At 34.3% G+C, this 19,583-nt stretch carries 13 protein-coding genes and 1 pseudogene; 7 read left to right on the top strand and 7 right to left on the bottom strand.

What is annotated here, in order from left to right:
• The first annotated feature begins 15 nt into the window (after window positions 1-15).
• Together ABD816_RS10525 and ABD816_RS10520 are read left to right on the top strand one after the other, a co-directional pair.
• Entirely contained in the window at window positions 16-1,842 is a 1,827-nt protein-coding gene (locus ABD816_RS10525; protein WP_344927152.1) for a cytochrome c oxidase subunit I, read from the top strand.
• A gap of 206 nt (window positions 1,843-2,048) precedes the next feature.
• Complete coding sequence (locus tag ABD816_RS10520; RefSeq protein WP_344927151.1) at window positions 2,049-3,560, top strand: hypothetical protein; 1,512 nt, start codon at window positions 2,049-2,051, stop codon at window positions 3,558-3,560.
• Between the two features lie 44 nt (window positions 3,561-3,604).
• On the opposite strand, the pseudogene ABD816_RS22300 reads toward ABD816_RS10520, so the two are convergent.
• The 7 genes and pseudogenes from ABD816_RS22300 to ABD816_RS10490 form a co-directional block, all read right to left on the bottom strand.
• Window positions 3,605-3,807: pseudogene (locus ABD816_RS22300) on the bottom strand (hypothetical protein); the annotation flags it as partial.
• Window positions 3,808-3,844: 37 nt separating this feature from the next.
• Window positions 3,845-4,279: a hypothetical protein gene (locus tag ABD816_RS10515; protein ID WP_344927149.1), complete on the bottom strand. Its 435-nt coding sequence runs from the start codon at window positions 4,277-4,279 to the stop codon at window positions 3,845-3,847.
• Window positions 4,280-4,289: 10 nt separating this feature from the next.
• Window positions 4,290-8,831, bottom strand: a complete 4,542-nt coding sequence (locus ABD816_RS10510; protein WP_344927147.1) for a DUF6531 domain-containing protein — start codon at window positions 8,829-8,831, stop codon at window positions 4,290-4,292.
• Window positions 8,832-8,850: 19 nt separating this feature from the next.
• Window positions 8,851-9,105 carry a hypothetical protein gene (locus tag ABD816_RS10505; protein ID WP_344927145.1) on the bottom strand — a complete coding sequence of 85 codons (255 nt, stop codon included), beginning with the start codon at window positions 9,103-9,105 and terminating at the stop codon, window positions 8,851-8,853.
• Between the two features lie 36 nt (window positions 9,106-9,141).
• Window positions 9,142-9,402, bottom strand: coding sequence for an immunity 17 family protein (locus tag ABD816_RS10500; RefSeq protein ID WP_344927144.1), 261 nt, complete (start codon window positions 9,400-9,402; stop codon window positions 9,142-9,144).
• Window positions 9,399-10,757 (bottom strand): tetratricopeptide repeat protein, encoded by a 1,359-nt coding sequence (locus ABD816_RS10495; RefSeq protein WP_344927143.1) that lies wholly within the window; start codon window positions 10,755-10,757, stop codon window positions 9,399-9,401. Before ABD816_RS10495 ends, ABD816_RS10500 begins: the two co-directional genes overlap by 4 nt.
• A gap of 3 nt (window positions 10,758-10,760) precedes the next feature.
• On the bottom strand, window positions 10,761-12,545 hold the full coding sequence (locus ABD816_RS10490; protein ID WP_344927142.1) for a type VI secretion system Vgr family protein: 1,785 nt from the start codon (window positions 12,543-12,545) through the stop codon (window positions 10,761-10,763).
• Window positions 12,546-12,944: 399 nt separating this feature from the next.
• Between ABD816_RS10490 and ruvB the strand changes: the two genes are divergently transcribed.
• The 5 genes from ruvB to ruvA all read left to right on the top strand — a co-directional run bounded on the left by ruvB (window position 12,945) and on the right by ruvA (window position 19,555).
• Window positions 12,945-13,967: a Holliday junction branch migration DNA helicase RuvB gene (ruvB, locus tag ABD816_RS10485; protein ID WP_344927140.1), complete on the top strand. Its 1,023-nt coding sequence runs from the start codon at window positions 12,945-12,947 to the stop codon at window positions 13,965-13,967.
• A gap of 22 nt (window positions 13,968-13,989) precedes the next feature.
• Window positions 13,990-15,321 (top strand): cytochrome P450, encoded by a 1,332-nt coding sequence (locus ABD816_RS10480; RefSeq protein WP_344927138.1) that lies wholly within the window; start codon window positions 13,990-13,992, stop codon window positions 15,319-15,321.
• An 8-nt stretch (window positions 15,322-15,329) separates the two neighbouring features.
• Window positions 15,330-16,253 (top strand): tRNA epoxyqueuosine(34) reductase QueG, encoded by a 924-nt coding sequence (gene queG / locus ABD816_RS10475; protein ID WP_344927137.1) that lies wholly within the window; start codon window positions 15,330-15,332, stop codon window positions 16,251-16,253.
• Between the two features lie 280 nt (window positions 16,254-16,533).
• A complete protein-coding gene (locus tag ABD816_RS10470; RefSeq protein WP_344927136.1) occupies window positions 16,534-18,846 on the top strand; it encodes an NADP-dependent malic enzyme in 2,313 nt (770 codons plus the stop codon).
• Window positions 18,847-18,973: 127 nt separating this feature from the next.
• On the top strand, window positions 18,974-19,555 hold the full coding sequence (gene ruvA / locus ABD816_RS10465) for a Holliday junction branch migration protein RuvA (protein WP_344927134.1): 582 nt from the start codon (window positions 18,974-18,976) through the stop codon (window positions 19,553-19,555).
• Window positions 19,556-19,583 lie beyond the last annotated feature (28 nt).

Here is a 19,583-nt window from a genome sequence, read left to right as displayed (position 1 = left end):
ATAAAAAAAAATTGTATGTCAGCAATAGCACACGTAAATGATCACGCAGAGGAGCACGCTCACGACGATCACGGACATCATAAAGAAACGTTTATAACTAAATATATTTTTAGTCAGGATCATAAAATGATCTCTAAACAGTATTTGGTTACTGGTTTAATCATGGGGATTATTGGGATCGCTATGTCTCTATTATTTAGAATGCAATTAGCATGGCCAGACCATAAGTTTACCATTTTTGAAGTATTGTTAGGTAAATTTGGCACTGATGGTGTGATGGATCCTAGTATGTATTTAGCTTTAGTTACTATTCATGGAACCATTATGGTATTCTTTGTATTAACTGCAGGTCTAAGTGGTACTTTCAGTAACTTATTAATACCATTGCAAATTGGAGCCAGAGATATGGCTTCTGGATTTCTAAATATGGTATCTTATTGGCTATTCTTTTTGAGTAGTGTTATAATGATTTTATCATTATTTGCAGAGGCAGGTCCTGCATCTGCTGGATGGACAATTTATCCTCCTTTAAGTGCGTTGCCACAAGCTATAGGTGGATCTGGTACAGGAATGACTTTATGGTTAGTATCTATGGCAATATTTATTGCATCTTCATTATTAGGTTCTCTTAATTATGTAGTGACAGTGATTAACCTTCGTACGAAGGGGATGTCAATGACACGTATGCCTTTAACTATTTGGGCCTTTTTTGTAACAGCAATTATTGGAATTGTATCATTTCCAGTGTTATTATCCGCTGCACTATTATTAATTATGGATAGAAGTTTTGGAACTTCTTTTTACTTAAGTGATATTTATATTGCAGGAGAGGTGTTACACAATCAAGGTGGATCACCAGTACTTTTTGAACATTTGTTTTGGTTTTTAGGACACCCTGAAGTATATATTGTATTACTACCAGCACTAGGAATTACTTCAGAGATTATAGCTACCAACTCGCGTAAGCCAATCTTTGGATATCGAGCGATGGTAGCATCTATCATAGCAATTGCTTTCTTATCTACTATTGTTTGGGGTCACCATATGTTTATTTCAGGAATGAATCCATTTTTAGGATCTGTATTTACATTTACAACATTATTAATTGCAATTCCATCTGCAGTAAAATCATTTAACTATATAACAACACTCTGGAAAGGTAATTTACAATTGAATCCTGCCATGTTATTTTCTATAGGGCTAGTATCTACCTTTATTACAGGTGGTCTAACAGGAATTATTCTAGGGGATAGTACACTTGATATAAACGTACACGATACATATTTTGTAGTAGCGCATTTTCACTTAGTGATGGGTATTTCTGCATTATATGGTTTATTTGCCGGAGTATATCATTGGTTTCCTAAGATGTATGGTAAGATGATGAATAAAAACTTAGGGTACGTTCACTTTTGGGTAACGGCTATAGGAGCTTATGGAGTCTTTTTCCCAATGCATTTTATTGGTATGGCTGGTTTGCCACGTCGTTACTATACGAATAGCTATTTTCCTTATTTTGATGATTTGGCAGATACTAATGTTTTAATTACAGTATTTGCATTGATCACAGCTGCAGCTCAATTGGTATTCTTATATAACTTTATAAGTTCTATATTTTATGGTAAAAAGGCAGTTCAGAATCCATGGAATTCTAATACAATGGAATGGACAACACCTGTAGAGCATATTCATGGGAATTGGCCTGGAGAGATACCTAGTGTGCATAGATGGCCTTATGATTATAGTAAAACCAACGAGAATGGCGAATATGTTATAGCAGGACAGGATTTTGTTTCTCAGATTATACCATTACAAGAAGGAGAAGAGGAAATGCATCATTAAAAGTTTCTCTTTTAATATATACAAGCCTTTTCATTTTTATGAGAAGGCTTTTTTATTAATCCAGTATATGGAAAGATGATATTATCCAAGTGATACCAGTTTTATTGAATTTTTAAATCTGTATTAGTTAAATTTAAGAACTATCTGATCTCGTTATTGTAAATAGTGGATGTCTGAAAGTTAAAATTCTAATTAATAATAAACTTATGAATAACATAATCATCATTTTCTCATTTTGTATTTCTTCGTTATTGAACACAAAAAATGAGACTGTTTATAGTGAATGCTATAGTTACCATACTCCACATTATTATGCTTTGTTTGTTAAAGAAGATCATATAGTTTTTCAACATACCGTAAAAGACCCTAATGCCATTAGTTATGTTTCCAGAGAAGAAATTGTCTTAGATTCCATAAATACTGAAGGTTTTAAAATACTGGGAGAAGATTCTGATAAGATTTTGTTTTCAACATTAGATGGTTGTTTTATTGCAGAAAAAGAACTTTACGAAATTGAAGAATATGGCGTTTCTAAGGTTGCTAACATTAAAGAAATAACTCAAATTATTGGAGCTGATCTTATCTGTAGAAACGGAATTTGGTATTATTTGATGCCAGAAGGTTATTCTTCAAAAGTTATTGAAAAAGAAATTAAAAATGTACCTAAAGATTTAGAATTATTTAAATCAGGAATTGTTCGTGATGGTATTTTAGTAAAAAACGATGAGGCGGTCTATATTTTTGATAGAAATAAGCTTACGTTTAAAAAAATCCCTCAACTTAGAGGTGAGGATGTCCAATTTGTAAAAGCCAGTGATAGATTTAATGAAGGTTTTTTATATGATAATGATACTTGCTATTTTATTGGCTTTGATGAATTAACAGACTATACAAACCAATTTAGAGTATATGAAGAGTTTAAGGATTTTGCAAATGCAGAAATTGTTAAACATCTATATGGGTATTCTATTGATACAAAGGATGGAATTATTTGGTTGTATCTTAGACATTCTATAATAGATAAAAATGGGAGACAAACTAAAATTGTACCAATAAGAGCTACATATACAGGTAAGAATAAAACTTTCATAACGTTTGAAGGTAAAGTATATGATGATGCATCTAATCTACTTAAAGGATATCAATCCATTGATATGTCAATGGTAGAAAACAGTAATGAGTTGGAAAAGTTGGGTGATAGTTTTTATAGTGATGGGAAAAACAGTTATGTTTTTAATTATGATCAAAATAAATTTGAAATTTTAAAATCCTTACCAGGAGACGTCATTAATTATCCATCAATAGATACATATGGTAATATGACAAGTTCATTTTATGCGGATCATAAACAACTTTATTTTGTAAGCCATCCTGATAAGATTACCGAAACATATGAACATAACTCAACAGTTAAAGATTTGAAATTAGCATATGCCTACGATGATAACATATTGATAGAAAATAAAGAAATTGAAAACATCGCGGATTGGAAAAGTATCCAGTTTCTCGGCTCTACAGTGCGTGTAATTTCGCCTTGCGATGGTGGACACGGTCAATTTAATGTGGAAATCGATGTGTATTATTTTTTTATGGATGCTAATGGGGTATATGTGTATAATTCATCACGTCCTAAAATGAGAAAAATAGGAAATCAACAACCAAAAAACTCAAAAATTGATGATTACGATTATCTGGAAGAACTTATGAATACCATATAGCTGTATGTATTAATTAACTATAATTTTATTAATGATTGCGATGTTTAGCTATTCTTAGAGATTTTAAAAATCTGTTGTGCATTTAGGTTATTCATATTTCTGTTAAAAACAAACTTATTGATATACTGGGCCACAGTCATTACTCTGATTTTAGATAAGATTATATTTTAAAACCCATCAAAGATTCTGTATAGTTTCGTCTTGTCATAAATCGATTGCATAATTGAAAAAATAAAGTTTTAATATGCTGAAACTTTAGACACAAGCAATAGTGCATTTCAGGATCAAAGATGGAGGATTTTTAATTCTTTAAATCCTACATTTAATTCTAATCCATTGTCAAATAATATGTTGTTATGTAAATGATTTTCGTAAAGAAATTCGCTAATTAAAATAGTTCCCAAATTATTGGATTGTGTTTTAGGATAATCTTTAGATATTTCATTCTTGAATATATTAAAGCTTAATAAATCATATTCAAAAACAAATTTATTATTTCTGTTTTTCAACATTAAATATAATTTTTGATCTGAGTACTTAATTTTATTTAATTCATAATCATGAAAATTTATACTTTTATAAGTATTAAGAATATGGTTTTTGTTTAAATGAATATCATATTCAAGATTAGCTTTCTCCCAGTCTCGTTCTGCTTTTTCAAATAAGTTGTCTTCATTTGATTGAAGCTTTTCGTGAATTTTCCATTTAAAATATTTCATTATTACATTTTTAAAAATTCGGACTTCCTGATCTTCCCGAGTCATCAATAAAAACGTGTGCAGGCATTTTTTCTCCACTACCGTCTAATGGATGATGATGAGCTAAAGTACCCTCTCCTGCAGATATAGTTTTACCGTGAAACATGGTTCCATTATTACCTCCTGCATCATCAGCAATACTCTTTGCTGTTTTTCTTTTTTGCCTTCTAGTTCCTCCCGAAACAATAACATCTCCTCCATTTCGAACGTGATTTACTGCTTCAATATGTGTAAGTTCCACGCCTTTGTCAACAGGCCTATTAGGTTGTAAGCTTTCTACACTATAAATTTTGCTTACTAACCCAAAAACATCAATCCATCCATTAGGATCATCAACATAACTATAAAAATTAAATTCTCCACTTAGAAGTCCAATTGGATCTACAGAAATATACCTCCCATCTTCCGGATCATAATATCTAAATCGATTATAAGCAAGCTCAATTTCAGGATCATAATACTGCCCTTGATACATAAATGGACAACTATCATGATTTCCTTTATGGATGTTACCATAACTGTCTAAAGAACGCTCCCAGATGGCTTCTCCTTCTTGATTATACATAGAGGTAGGAGTCCCCAGATGGTCTACTAAGATACTATATTTTTTAGTTCCCTTAAGTTTGGCAGTGGGGATATAACTGTTTTCTTCAAACACCCAGGTGATGATACCATCGTCACCTATTGTACTGTTACTTAAAATCTGTCCAGTCTGAATGTTTTCTTTCCATTCGTGTAAGGGTATATTACCATCCCAAAGCCATTTAGTTATAGTGTTTTTAAAAGTTTTGCTCAATCTCCTGCCTAAAGCATCATAGGTAAATGTAACTTTATGACCGTCAGGGCGAATTACTTGTTCCAGCATCCCTTCTTGATTCCAAGCGTATTGCCAATAGTCTTTCCTGTCTTTAAGTAAACTACCGCTACTTTTATATTTTTCTACCAGAAACCCTTCTTCATTATAGATATAAAGCCAACTTCCTTTTTTTTCTAATCGTCCTCCAATGCTATAGATTCTATCGTTTTTTTCTTCATTTTTATAAAGGTTACCTACAGAATCTGTTTTTCGGTGTTGTTGCAGACCGCTACCAAAAGTAGTTTTTTCTAAGTGCCCAGTAGGTGTATATCCAAATACAGTAGTACCCTGATGGCTGTCACTTATGTTGTGTAACTGACTATTTTTACCCCAAGTATATCGTCGCTTATGTTTTTCATTATTATTTTGTAGTGTTTGTTGAGCAGTTAGCCTTCCTAATGTGTCATAACTAAAGTTTTGTTGTACATTACCTGGCAATAAACGATTCAGTTCAAAACCTAAGCTGTCATACTCGTAATTGGCTTCCCATTGCGTATCTTCCTGACTAGCTTTAAGATTAATTAGATTGCCAAAAGTGTCGTGTTCAAGATTAATATGAGCCCCCAAACTACTTTTAAGTCCTATTCTAGTACCTGATGCGTTGTATTGATGATGAATTGTTTCATCATTGATTGTTTCCTCGGTAATTAACCCTAATGGATTGCGGATAAAACCAATTTCAGCATTTTTATTAATAGCTTTTATAAGTTGTCCTGCAGCATTATATTCAAAACTTTGGGTACTATGATCAATTTCATTTCCCTGATATATGATTTCTGTTATTCTATTAGCATTATCATATTCGTATCTAACTTTTTTTCCACTAGCTTTTGTAAGCTGGGTGACACGTCCAGCAAGATCTCTCTCAAAAATTTTGATTGACTCATCAAAACTGGTTTCCTGAATTACATTACCTACAGCATCTAACAGAAAGTTATAAGGTTGCTGCTTTTCATTAATAACTTTGGTAAGTTGCTCTTCGTTATTATATTGATATAAAGTGGTGCCACGCTGATCCGTGCGGCTGGTCATTTTCCACATACCAGTATATCGATATTTAACTTCTTGCTGTGCATCCTTGTAGAGTAACAGGTTATCAATACCATCGTAGTCCAGTTCAATATAATTACTATCAAAATCGTGTACTTTTATAATTCTACCATTCAGATCAAATTGTCTTTTCTGAACGGCTCCTTTTGCATTCATTATTTTGGTGCATCTACCTAGCGAATCATACCAGTATTTGGTTAGATTTCCTTGGTTATCAAAAATTTCAGATATATTATAACAACTATCATATACCAATTTTGTGATATTCCCCATAGGATCCGTTATGGTATGGAGAAGCCCATCTTGATAGGTCATTTTGAAAGAAGCTCCCATGGGATTGAATTGCATAATTTTATTACCGTGATCGTCATATTTCCATTTCCATATTCCAGCATTAGCATCTTTAATTTCTGTAGGTTTATGTGGCAATTTAGGATTGATAAACTCAGTAGTTGTTTTAGCACCTGTTGGATCTATACTAGTTGTCTTATTGCCAAAATCATCATAACTATACATATGGCAGTTCCCCATAGGATCGGTTTCAGAGATCAACTGATTGTCTTTGTCGTATAACCATAGATGTTCAGCATTATTTGCATCTGTTTTTTTATAGACTAATCCACCCTTATGGTCATATGTAGTGAGTTGATCTAAACTATTTTCTACTATAGTTTTTCCTTCCAGATATGTGAGTTTATGATTGTAGATACCCCCATCTCCCCAAGTATGAATACATCGAGAACCGATTTCCGTGCCATCATACCTAAAGTGCCATACGAGATCATTGCGCCAGATTTCTTTTACCATAAGATTATTCTCATATTCAAAATACATGGAATCCCCCACGCCATTTGTCTGTTGTATCATATTACCTTGCTTACTATATGTGTAAGATGCAATAGCAAAGGTTCTATTAACGTTTCGAGAGCTTGGGCTTGGAGCCATGATTTTAATAATACGTCCCTCAGCATCATTTTCTACAGTAAGCATGCGATGCGCACTATCAATGATTTGCAGTAGATGTCCCTTTTTATTATATGTAAATTGTATGCTAAAACTATTGGAGTTTACAATGCTACGTAACTGATGAACTTGATTGTAAACGGTTTTAGTAAAATAATAGAAAAGATCTTCTTTGATATTCCAGATATAGTATTCACCCTCTTCATTTTTTCGAAATTCTAATTGTTCCGCTTTATTAAACGTTGGAGTATCAATTTCTGGTAACACAAAGGCTATGGGTCTGCCATCTGCCATACGTAACGTGGCAACTTTTTCTGTTATATCAATTAATAAACCAATATCATACTGATGATGCCATCCATTGCCCAGTGGTCCTTTGTAATCACTTTTGCTATACCAGACACGTTCCCATGATAACGGAATTGGCCCTGGTAAATTAAAATCTTCTTCATCAGTAAAAAACATACCAGATGCTACATCAACAGGATGTCCTGTAACTGTACAGGCAGCACGGTGTAATAGATTGTTAAGTTTACCACTGCCTATTTTGTCATTTATTTTATTATGTAAGCTATCAGAAAGTCTTCTCATCTGCCTTCCAAAAAGTCTTCCAAAAGCACCTTTTAATGCTTTTTGAAGTAATGCCATAGGATTAAATGGTGCTGGTACGGGATTAGTAAGAATTGTTTTTCCCATAGGAATGGACATAATCATTCCTGTAGGTGCAAAGAGCTGCAATCCAACTTTAGTTTCATCAGAAGTATTTTTACTGGGGCGTAACGTGTGAGGTGAAATCAATCCCACATCCCAGCAATTATTGTGCATATGTGCCATACCGCCTGAGATAGGATCGTTATCTGCTAGTGCTAATAAACTTCCAAGAAATGCATGTCCTACATTTTTGACCATCATTGCAGATGTTGCAGGATGAAAAGAAGGTCCCATAGGAAAATGAGGAACACTTTTAGTAGGAGTTCCAGCAACTACTCTGGGTAATCCACCCACTAAGACAGTAGCTCCTATCATCGAAATTACTATTTGCGCGACGGTATGACCTATGTTTAGTGCTTGATTTACATTGGCAGCTGATTGTTGTTCGTCTGAAGGAACTTCCGGGAGCTCTGGTGGTGGTGGAGGTGGTGGTAAAAAAGAGGCCATCGTGGCACTCAAAAAATCTTTAGGTCTTAATAAGACGCCAATATATGGATGAGGCATGGGTATTGGAGCGGGAACGGGAGGAAACACGACCATGTGTACATCAATTCCCATAACAGGATCTAATTGCTTGGATACGGGTAAGGAAGCGATCCCTTTCATCCCCAGTGCTGATAATGCAGGTAACAATACTGATTCTGAGATATTATCTACTAATCCAGTAATGGCTCCAAAAGCTTGTATGCCTGTGTCTACCGCATTTAACGCTTGTGCAGTGACTGCTGTGCCGGTACTGAGGTTTGTGTTTTCTGATATTCGTGATGCATTCTCGACATTAGCCGCAATCCCTTGAACTTGTCTACCCGTAGTTAAATTCATATTGGCACTAACACTATTAGTATTATCCCCAAAATAATTAGCATCTCCTTGTATAGTATTGCTAATGTCTCTACTAAGATTATCGTGAAAAGGTGTGTTCAGGCCAGCCATATCTTTTTTTTAGATCTTATTAATTCGAGTAAAATATATATCCTATTAATAAACTGATGAGTACCAATAAAAAGCCAATTATTGCAAGCAGTACTCTTCCAGAATATCTACTTCTTGATTTTTGCTGGAGTAGTTTTAGGTGTTTTCTTTCAAGACTGTTTATTAAAAATTTTTCCTTGTAAAAGCCTAAGAATACTAGTATAGCAATAATAGCAATTGCACCGATACGTTTCCAGGAGATTTCCAGTGCATGTATAATAGATTCTTGTATCATTCTATGGGATATAATTTTTAAAATAGCATCTAATTTTCAGGTTATATAATTGTAATAAAGAAATAGTGCAATGCAACAAATAATGCCAATACTCGTGAATACCCCAATACATATTCTGATTGTTTTCCTCCCAAAAATTCTTATCCAATAAGCAATATTAAAATACCCTCCACCAGGCTCTACTACCCAGTCCCAATCAAGAATGGCTCCAATGAGATATAAGGTACAACCTGCAGCTGCTATCAGATAGCCATAATGAGGGTGTAATACTATAAATTCTTTAAAATTTTCTATCACAACGTTTGTTCTATTTCCGGTTGATTTTCTGGTTTCTTTCCATATTGATGAATTGTATCTTCCCAGTTTTCACCAAAGACAGGGGCTAAATCCTTATCCATTTGCTTATTACTAATTACTTTTTTTCTACTTGAACTATTCAGTAATTTTTTAACGACATATGGAAATGTGGAGCTTCTCATGACATCAGGAGTCAATTGATCTTTAAGCTGATAAGCTTTGATATAATATTGAGTCGCTTCTTTATGTTCGTATCGTTTTTCACACATCCAGCCACAAAGACGTAATGATTCACAGAGCATTAGATGATCATTACATCTTTCATAGGCCTCTGCAGCGGATTGATAGTCATCGAGTGCTTTATCTCTTTTTTTCTTGAGGCTAAACAGACTCCCTCTACCTATATGCGTTTGTCCGATTAATCGGTATGCCATAAAGGGATCCAGTACATCTTTAGTTAATATGGCAGCTTCAATGGCTTTTCCTGCAAAGTAGATGGCATCATCATATTTTTTGTATCCAATTTGGTCGCTGTAGAGAATTGTATATACTGTAACAATTTGCGACAGCCAATTGGGATCTTTTTTGAGTTCCTTAGTTGCAATCTTCAAGCATGCTTCTGCATGTTTTTGTATTTTTTCTTTTTCCCGATTCTTTACACCATTCATCAATTTTATCAAATGAGTACGGTATGGAGTTGCCGGTTCATTAGGGTTTCCTGCCGCTGATAACTGTTCTACCGCAGCGTCCATATCCAGATCGGGAAGTAGTGTGTATACTTCTGTAGGATAATCTTTAGCTAATTGGTCAAAAATCCTGAATTTTTCGGAATCATTAATTCCTATCACCACATGATCCTCTATAGGTATTTCTAAAGCATTACTCAACCATTTATACGCTTCTTTACTATTTGCATAATGCATTCTGATGACAATACTTACAACAATATCTTTTTCAGGAATTAAATAGTTCGCAAAATTATTTAGGTTTTTGATGAGTAATGCGGCGCTGTTGTTTTTATTGGCTAAGCTGTAATCTGGTTTCCATTCAATAGTTTTAAAATGAAGTTCTTCTGGTACTTCAGCGCTATTCCACATGTTGATTTCTTCTTCAATTTCTTCTAATAAATCCCGGCTAAAATCTTGTAGGTTAGAAAATGGTCGTTCCAATATCAAAACAAAATCTTCCTGATCTGTGTCTATAGCAAGCATATATTCAAAAAATGCTTGTATCATATCTTGTTCATCATGAGCAGAAAGGATACGAACAATTTTTACTCCAGGTGTGTTGATAGCAATTGTCCATTTCTGAAGTAGATGATATATACGCTCTTGTATAGGATTATTACCTTTCATTTTTTAGTTCAATTTAATGATGGTTCCTTCTACTGATGTTACACCAGAAGAAGTAATAGTAGATTTAGCCATTCCATTAATGGCAACTTCCATATTGCTATTTACATTTACCGATGTTTTTCCATCTACAATAACTTGTGCATCGCTGGTGATTGCCGTTTTCGATGATCCACTAACGGATACATTCTCTCCGCTAGCACTTATGTTTGATCCACTAATGTTAATAGAATTAGATCCACTAATACTTATGTCTTTAGACGAGATACTAATGCTATCGGGAGCACTGATAGAAATTGTTTTTTTTACGGTATCCAGCACAATAGCGTTGCCATTTTTATCAGTGATGGATATGCTTTCACCACCGCTTTCATCACAAAAAGAAAGTGTATGACCACCACGAGTACGAATAGCTTTGATATCATTTTTATCTGTTTCCCAACTAGCTTCGGGTTTACTATTCCCTGTATAGAGAGAGCCCATTACATAAGGACGCTCTGCATTGCCTCCTTCAAACCCTATAATTACTTCCTCTTCTTTTTCTGGAATGAAATGAAACCCTTTATCACCTCCTGCGTGAGGTGTCATAATCCGAATCCATGGGGTCATTTCACCAGTAGCTTTTTGCCAAAAAAATTGTGCTCTTATTCGACCCATTTTTTCAGGATCTGCATTGTCTTTTACAATAGCAATTTGCGATTCACTTTTTGGAAAAGCAGACATATCGGTATTAGGGTACACATCTAAATCTTTTGAGATGCCTACAAATTGATTCTGGTATTTTCCGTTTTCTGTCGAGGAATGTGATACACTTATGATTCTAAAACTTCCATGATCTTTCTGCTCATCCTTTATTTTTATGATTTGTCCAAGATGAACACCTGGGTTATCACTGACACCATTAATTTTAACTTGTTTAATTTCAACTGCTTTTTTCTGACAGGCTACATAGGTGTCTAATCGTTGTCTTAGTCTTGTGTCAATAACTGAGTTTAAAAATATACTAGTCTCTTTAGTATAGATTTCTTCGCTTTTGTTATTAGTAAAACCATTATAACCATTAATGCCAGAGTTTATTTCTGCAGTAGCTACTTCGTGCTGATCATCTGCTAAATAGTCGTTAGTGAAATATTTAAATTTATTAGGGATAGGGTGTAGTTGAAGAGAAAATTCTTGTAAATCAAATCCATAATGCAACTCTGTAGTTTCCTCTTCCTCAGGTTGGCCAAACACTAGTTTTCTTCCGTCATAATAAAACCATTCGCTATGCTGAGCTGCCAATCTACGGGCATATTCAAAAGAACTTTCATTATGTTGTACGCTATAACTAATATTTTGCTGGTTTTGAGGATTAATGTTTGTAGCTAAGGTAGAGCGGTTGTATCCTCTAAATGTATTTTCAAGTATTTCAGATAAGCTCACATCACTATAGGAGGTGTAATGAGGACCATCATCTGTAATAATACTGCTACTTTGAGCATGTATAGAGATCAAGTCTCCCTGATGTTGATGAAAACCTTTTATATTTTTTACCGTAGTGACAACACCTTTGAATTCTAGGTCTGTGTATCCAATATCATCATCCAAAGAGGAAATTTGTAGGGTTATTGTTTCTCCAAGAAATTTTTTAGTGTCAGAGGCTAGTTCATTATCAGTTTTTTCTAATACATCCATTCTACAAACCAATTCTAATTTGTGGTGCGCACTGATATTCTGTTGAAGTTTCAAGTGTTTATAAGCCATAATAGGTTTTGCTCCAATGAATATTTGTATCGCAGATTGTAAAGCCATGATGTTTTGTGTTTTATACTGTATGCTATCTCACTACTTATTAGTAGAAAAAATAGGATTAAAGTCAACAAGAAATTCAATTTTTTTTAATGCTGATTATGAGTCTTTTATAAAAATAAATTATTTTTTAAAAGAGTTGTAGTCAAGATTATACTTTTTTGGATTTTGCTAAAAAAAAGGGTTTTTATCCCCTGTTTTTCAGAGTTAAATCACTCTTTATTGATAGATACAGCACAAGATATTTTTGATATCCTTATTGTGGAATAATATTTTTTTATGTGACTGTAGAGAAGAAACTAAGTATGATAACCGTATGATGCTTTTGGCGATCTATTTTCTGTTATCTTTGCTAAGTCTATAAATGAAGTTGATATCTTTAAAGAAACGTAATTATAAAAAATGAATGAAAACCTAGATCCAACTAGTGAAAATTTTTCTAATGAAGAATTAGATATAGAAAGAGCATTGCGCCCTCTAGATTTTGGAGATTTTGCTGGGCAAGATCAGATTTTAGAGAATTTAAAGATTTTTGTTCAAGCCGCTAATTTAAGAGATGAGGCACTAGATCATGCATTATTTCATGGACCTCCTGGATTGGGAAAAACTACCTTAGCTCATATTCTGGCTAATGAATTAGGAGTAAGTATTAAAGTTACTTCGGGACCTGTATTAGATAAACCGGGTGATTTAGCTGGTTTATTGACAAATTTAGATGATAGAGATGTTCTTTTTATTGATGAAATCCATCGATTAAGTCCTATTGTAGAAGAGTATTTATATTCTGCGATGGAGGATTACAAAATTGATATCATGATTGAAAGTGGTCCTAATGCCAGAACTGTTCAAATTAATTTAAACCCATTTACATTAGTTGGTGCAACTACCAGGTCAGGACTGCTTACAGCACCTATGCGTGCACGTTTTGGGATTCAATCCAGATTACAATATTATACGACTGAACTCTTGTCCACTATTGTGGAGCGAAGTGCACATATATTGAATGTGCCAATCTCAATGGAAGCAGCCATTGAAATAGCAGGTAGAAGTCGTGGAACTCCCAGAATTGCGAATGCTTTATTACGCAGGGTACGGGATTTTGCTCAGATTAAAGGAAACGGTAGTATTGATATAGAGATTTCTAAATTTGCTTTAAAAGCACTGAATGTTGATGCTCATGGATTAGACGAAATGGATAATAAGATTCTTTTGACTATGATTGATAAGTTTAAGGGAGGTCCTGTAGGATTGACTACCATTGCTACTGCAGTCAGTGAAAGTCCGGAAACAATTGAAGAGGTATACGAACCTTTCTTAATACAACAAGGATTTATTATGCGTACTCCAAGAGGTAGAGAAGTCACAGAAGCAGCCTATAAACATCTGGGAAGAACCAAAGGAGGAATTCAAGGAGGGTTGTTCTAAAAAATTGAAGAGAAGTAAGTATATGAAAGCACATAAAATTCCTAAAGTTTCATTCTTTACAATGCTGAGAAGTGCAAAGGATATTCTTAAAGATCCGTTGCCTTTTCACCACACAAATTTTGAAAAACATGGTTCAATATTTGAGGTAAGCTTAGGGTTTGGGAAATCTGCTATCTTTACCAGAGATGCTGGTTTTGCAAAGCATATGCTACAAACGCAACACAAAAGATACCATAAATCGCCCTTACAGAGTGAGGAGTTAGCAAGATATGTAGGTAATGGATTATTGACATCTAATGGAGAGTATTGGTTAAAACAAAGAAGACTTATTCAACCTGCGTTTTATAAAAAGCAGTTGGATGTAATCGCTAAAACGATTACAAAAGCCATTCATGATGAATTGTTAGCAATAAAAATTAATGAAACGCAGGATATTCATCCGTTGATGAGCGATTTAGCATTTAAGGTTGTTGCTAAATCTTTATTTAGTTATACAGATACTGGTGATACAATTGCCAGACTTCAATATATTACAGAAACAGCCCAAAAATCACTTATTAAAGAGATACGACAACCTTATAAACGCTGGTGGTTTTATCTTAATGGTCAGGTTAAAGCTTCACAATTACTTTCAAGTGAATCCCGGGAGATTCTGCAAAAAATTATTGATGATCGTAGAAACACGGATAAAAAATACGACGATTTATTAGATATGCTGCTGGAGTCTACATACGAAGATGGTAGCCATATGAGTGATGAGCAGCTCATTGATGAAATTTTGATATTATTTGTAGCAGGACATGAGACTACCTCTAATGCATTAAGCTTTACGTTGCAATTATTAGCAATGAACCCAGAGGTTCAGCAAAAGGTTTATCAAGAAGTTAGTATGTGGAAATCTGATAAGGTATCTATTATGGAACAATTTGCTATCAGTCCATATACAATTCAATGTATTGAAGAGGCAATGCGATTATATCCACCTGCCTATTTCTCTGATCGAATTGCAATTGAGAATGATAGTTATAAAGATATGAGTGTTGCTAAAGGGACCTCTATATTAATTTCTTTTTTTGAGATACACAGAAGTTCAGAATTTTGGAAAGATCCAGAAAACTTTGATCCTGATAGAATGCATTCAAGTCATAAAAAAGAATACTCAGATTGGTATTTTCCATTTGGCGCCGGACCTAGAATGTGTGTAGGTAGTAATTTTGCTATGTATGAAATGATTTTGACTATAGGCGCATTGGTGCAAAACTATACCATTACTACCGATGTCAAAACTATAGAAATTCAACCCATGATTACGCTGAAACCAGGCAATGCATTGTTAAAATTTACGTCAAGATAAGTAGTATTATGAGTAAGGCTATACATACTAAGCATATTAAAGCAGAGGCTATCCGTCTGGGTTTTTTATCATGTGGTGTAAGTAAAGCAGGTTTCTTAGAAGAAGAAGCGCCACGATTGGAAAACTGGTTGAACAAAAATATGAATGGACAAATGTCCTACATGGAAAACCATTTTGATAAACGTTTGGATCCTACAAAATTAGTAGATGGAGCTAAAAGTGTCATATCCGTATTACTTAACTACTATCCCTCAGAGAGTCAAAAAGATTCTGAAGCACCAAAAATTTCTAAATATGCGTATGGTCATGATTATCATCACGTAATAAAAACAAAACTAAAACAACTTCAGGAATTTATCACAGAGAACATAGGAGAGGTTAATGGAAGAGCCTTTGTAGATTCTGCACCAGTATTGGATAAAGCCTGGGCAGCAAAAAGTGGATTAGGCTGGATAGGTAAAAATAGTAACCTGCTTACCCAACAGGTAGGATCTTTCTATTTTATAGCAGAGTTGATAGTAGATATCGAGTTAGAGTATGATACTCCGGTAACGGATCACTGCGGGACTTGCACGGCGTGTATTGATGCGTGCCCCACACAAGCAATTGTAGATCCTTATGTCGTAGATGGAAGTAAATGTATTTCTTATTTTACCATAGAGTTGAAAGAAGAAATTCCATTAAGCCATAAAGGACAATTTGATAACTGGATGTTTGGATGTGATATTTGTCAGGATGTATGCCCATGGAATCGGTTTTCTAAACCTCATAACGAACCTTTGTTTAACCCTCATCCGGAATTACTTGAGATGACTAAAAAAGATTGGGAAGAAGTTACACAAGAAGTTTTTTCAAAAGTGTTTCAAAAATCAGCAGTAAAAAGAACTAAGTTTTCTGGATTACAGAGAAATATTTTATTCTTAAAAAAGTAAAATATTCGCAATTAATTATTAAAAATATAGATAATACCTTTAGTAATTAATTTTTTTTAAAGATAATACTGTTTAAGTTTTTGCATATCGCGTAGAGGTGTACCTTTGTATATTTTAGATAAATGTTGAAACAAAAAAGTTTGACATTTACTGCATCTTATTAAATAGGGAGTACTGTTTGTATAAAAAGTGGTACTGCTGTATGGATAACGAATAAAGAAATGTAACAATAATATTGTCAGTAGTTTCTGGCGTTCACACATAATTTTATTGATTTAGTATGAGTATCGAAAGCAAAAGAAGAGAGGCGCTTGTATATCACGCCAAACCAACACCGGGGAAGATAAAAGTAGTACCTACAAAAAAATATGCAACTCAGAGGGATTTATCATTAGCATATTCTCCTGGTGTTGCAGCACCTTGTTTAGAGATAGAAAAGGATATTTCTAATGCCTATAAATATACGGCTAAAGGAAATTTGGTTGCTGTGATATCAAACGGAACAGCAGTTTTAGGTTTGGGAGATATAGGGCCAGAAGCCTCTAAGCCTGTCATGGAAGGTAAAGGTTTGTTATTTAAAATTTTTGCAGATATTGATGTTTTTGATATTGAAGTGGATACAAAAGATGTGGATGCTTTTATAGAGACGGTAAAGAATATTGCACCAACTTTTGGCGGGATTAATCTAGAGGATATAAAAGCTCCGGAGGCATTCGAAATTGAAAGGAGGCTTAAAGAAGAATTAGATATTCCGGTCATGCATGATGATCAACACGGTACTGCAATTATTTCTGCTGCAGCCTTATTGAATGCGCTGGAAATAGCAGGAAAAGACATTGATAAAGTAAGAATTGTAGTAAGTGGAGCGGGCGCAGCTGCTGTGTCTTGTACTAGATTATATAAGGCTTTTGGAGCAAAATCAGAGCATATAGTCATGACAGATAGTAAGGGAGTGATCAGAAAAGATCGAGATAGCCTTACAAAAGAGAAAGCAGAATTTGCTACAGATCTTGATCTGCATACATTAGAGGATGCTATGAAAAATGCTGACGTATTTATTGGTTTGTCGATGGCAAACCTTGTAGATACAGATATGTTAGTTTCTATGGCAAATGATCCTATTGTCTTTGCTATGGCGAATCCAGATCCCGAAATCAAGTATGATTTGGCAATCAAGGCGCGCAAAGATGTTATTATGGCAACCGGACGAAGCGATCATCCTAATCAGGTGAATAATGTACTGGGGTTTCCTTTTATATTTAGAGGGGCATTAGATGTAAGAGCTACTGCTATTAATGAAGAAATGAAAATGGCAGCAGTAAAAGCATTAGCTGAACTTGCTAAAGAGCCTGTGCCAGAACAAGTAAATATTGCATATGGAGAAACACGTCTTAATTTTGGAAGAGAGTATATTATTCCTAAACCATTTGATCCAAGATTAATATCTAAAGTGCCGCCAGCTGTGGCTAAAGCAGCTATAGAAAGCGGAGTCGCTACAGAACCTATAACAGATTGGCAAAAGTATGAGGATGAATTATTAGGGCGTATGGGTAATGATAATAAATTAGTGAGATTACTAATGGATAGGGCAAAACGAAACCCAAAAAAGGTGGTTTTTGCAGAAGGAGATCATCTGGATGTGCTCAAGGCGGCTCAAACTGTGAAAGAAGAGGGAATTGCTATTCCTATTCTACTGGGACGTAAGGATGTCATTTTGGAATTAATGAAAGAAATTGAATTTGATCCCGAGGGCATAACTATTATTGATCCAAAGGCAGATGAAGAAATTGACAGGAAAAATGTATATGCAGAAAGGTATTGGAAGGAAAATAAAAGAAAAGGAATTACACAATATGGGGCGAGACGTGTAATGAGAGAACGTAACTATTTTGCAGCTATGATGGTGAATGAAGGGGATGCAGACGCATTGCTCTCTGGATATTCCCGTAGTTATCCTACAGTAGTGAAGCCCATGTTAGACCTTGTAGGATTGGCAAAAGGAGCAACTCGTATTGCTACCATGAATGTAATGATGACAGATAGAGGTCCTATGTTTATTAGTGATACCTCTATTAATATAGATCCCACTTCTAAAGAACTGGCTAAAATTGCGCAGATGACAGCTAGGACTGTAGAAATGTTTGGCGTTAAACCGGTTATAGCTATGATTTCTTATGCTAATTACGGATCGTCAAAACACGCTAATGCATCAAAGGTCAAAGAAGCTGTTTCTTACTTGCATAGATATTTTCCGGATTTAATAATTGATGGCGAACTCCAGATGGACTTTGCTCTTAATAATGAAATGAGAAATGATAAATTCCCATTTTCAAAATTAAATGGTCAAAAGGTAAATACGCTCGTTTTTCCAAATCTGGATTCTGCAAATAGTACTTATAAAATGCTTAAGGAGTTGAATAATTCTGAGTCTATAGGGCCTATTATGATGGGAATGAGTAAACCAGTTCATATATTACAATTGGGAGCGAGTGTAGAGGAGATTATCAATATGGCAGCAGTTGCTGTAATTGATGCACAGGAAAAAGAGAAAAGAAATTCAGAAGAAGAGCCCTTAGTTTCTCAAAAAGTGTAGCTTTTTTAGGGTAAAAGGAATCTTATAAAAATAAGCTTCAGAAACCCTTGGTTTTTTGAAGCTTATTTTTTTATCCTCTGTCTAGGATAATTTTACTACTTTTAACCCCTTATTATTCACAAAACAAATGATTACACAAATCAAAGGGAGACTGGTAGAAAAAAATCCTACAGATGTAGTTATAGATTGCAATGGTGTGGGGTATTTTTTAAATATCTCACTACATACGTTTTCTTTGATTCCAGATACAGAAGTTTTACAACTATATACCCATTTACAAGTAAAAGAAGATTCTCATAGTTTATTTGGTTTCGCAGAGAAATCAGAGAGGGAAATTTTTAGGCTTTTGATTTCCGTATCAGGAATAGGATCCAGTACTGCAAGAACCATGTTGTCTTCTTTACATCCCGATCAAATTAAAGATGCCATTGCATCCAATGATATTGCAACGATTCAATCAATAAAAGGAATAGGTGCAAAGACAGCGCAACGAGTAATTCTTGATCTAAAGGATAAAATTCTTAAAGTATATAATATTGACGAAGTTTCTTTATCTCAAAACAATACTAATAGGGATGAAGCGTTATCTGCATTAGAAACCTTAGGATTCAATAAGAAACAAGTTGAAAAAGTTGTAGATAAAATCCTTAAACAGAGCCCGGCCGAAACGTTAGAAAATATTATCAAACAAGCACTAAAAAATTTATAATAGCATTGAGCTCACTATATTCATTACA

Origin of the sequence: Aquimarina addita (assembly GCF_039539305.1) — a bacterium.
GTDB classification, from domain to species: domain Bacteria; phylum Bacteroidota; class Bacteroidia; order Flavobacteriales; family Flavobacteriaceae; genus Aquimarina; species Aquimarina addita.
The sequence above is the reverse complement of the archived record's forward strand: the minus strand, read 5'-3'. Positions and strand labels throughout refer to the sequence as shown.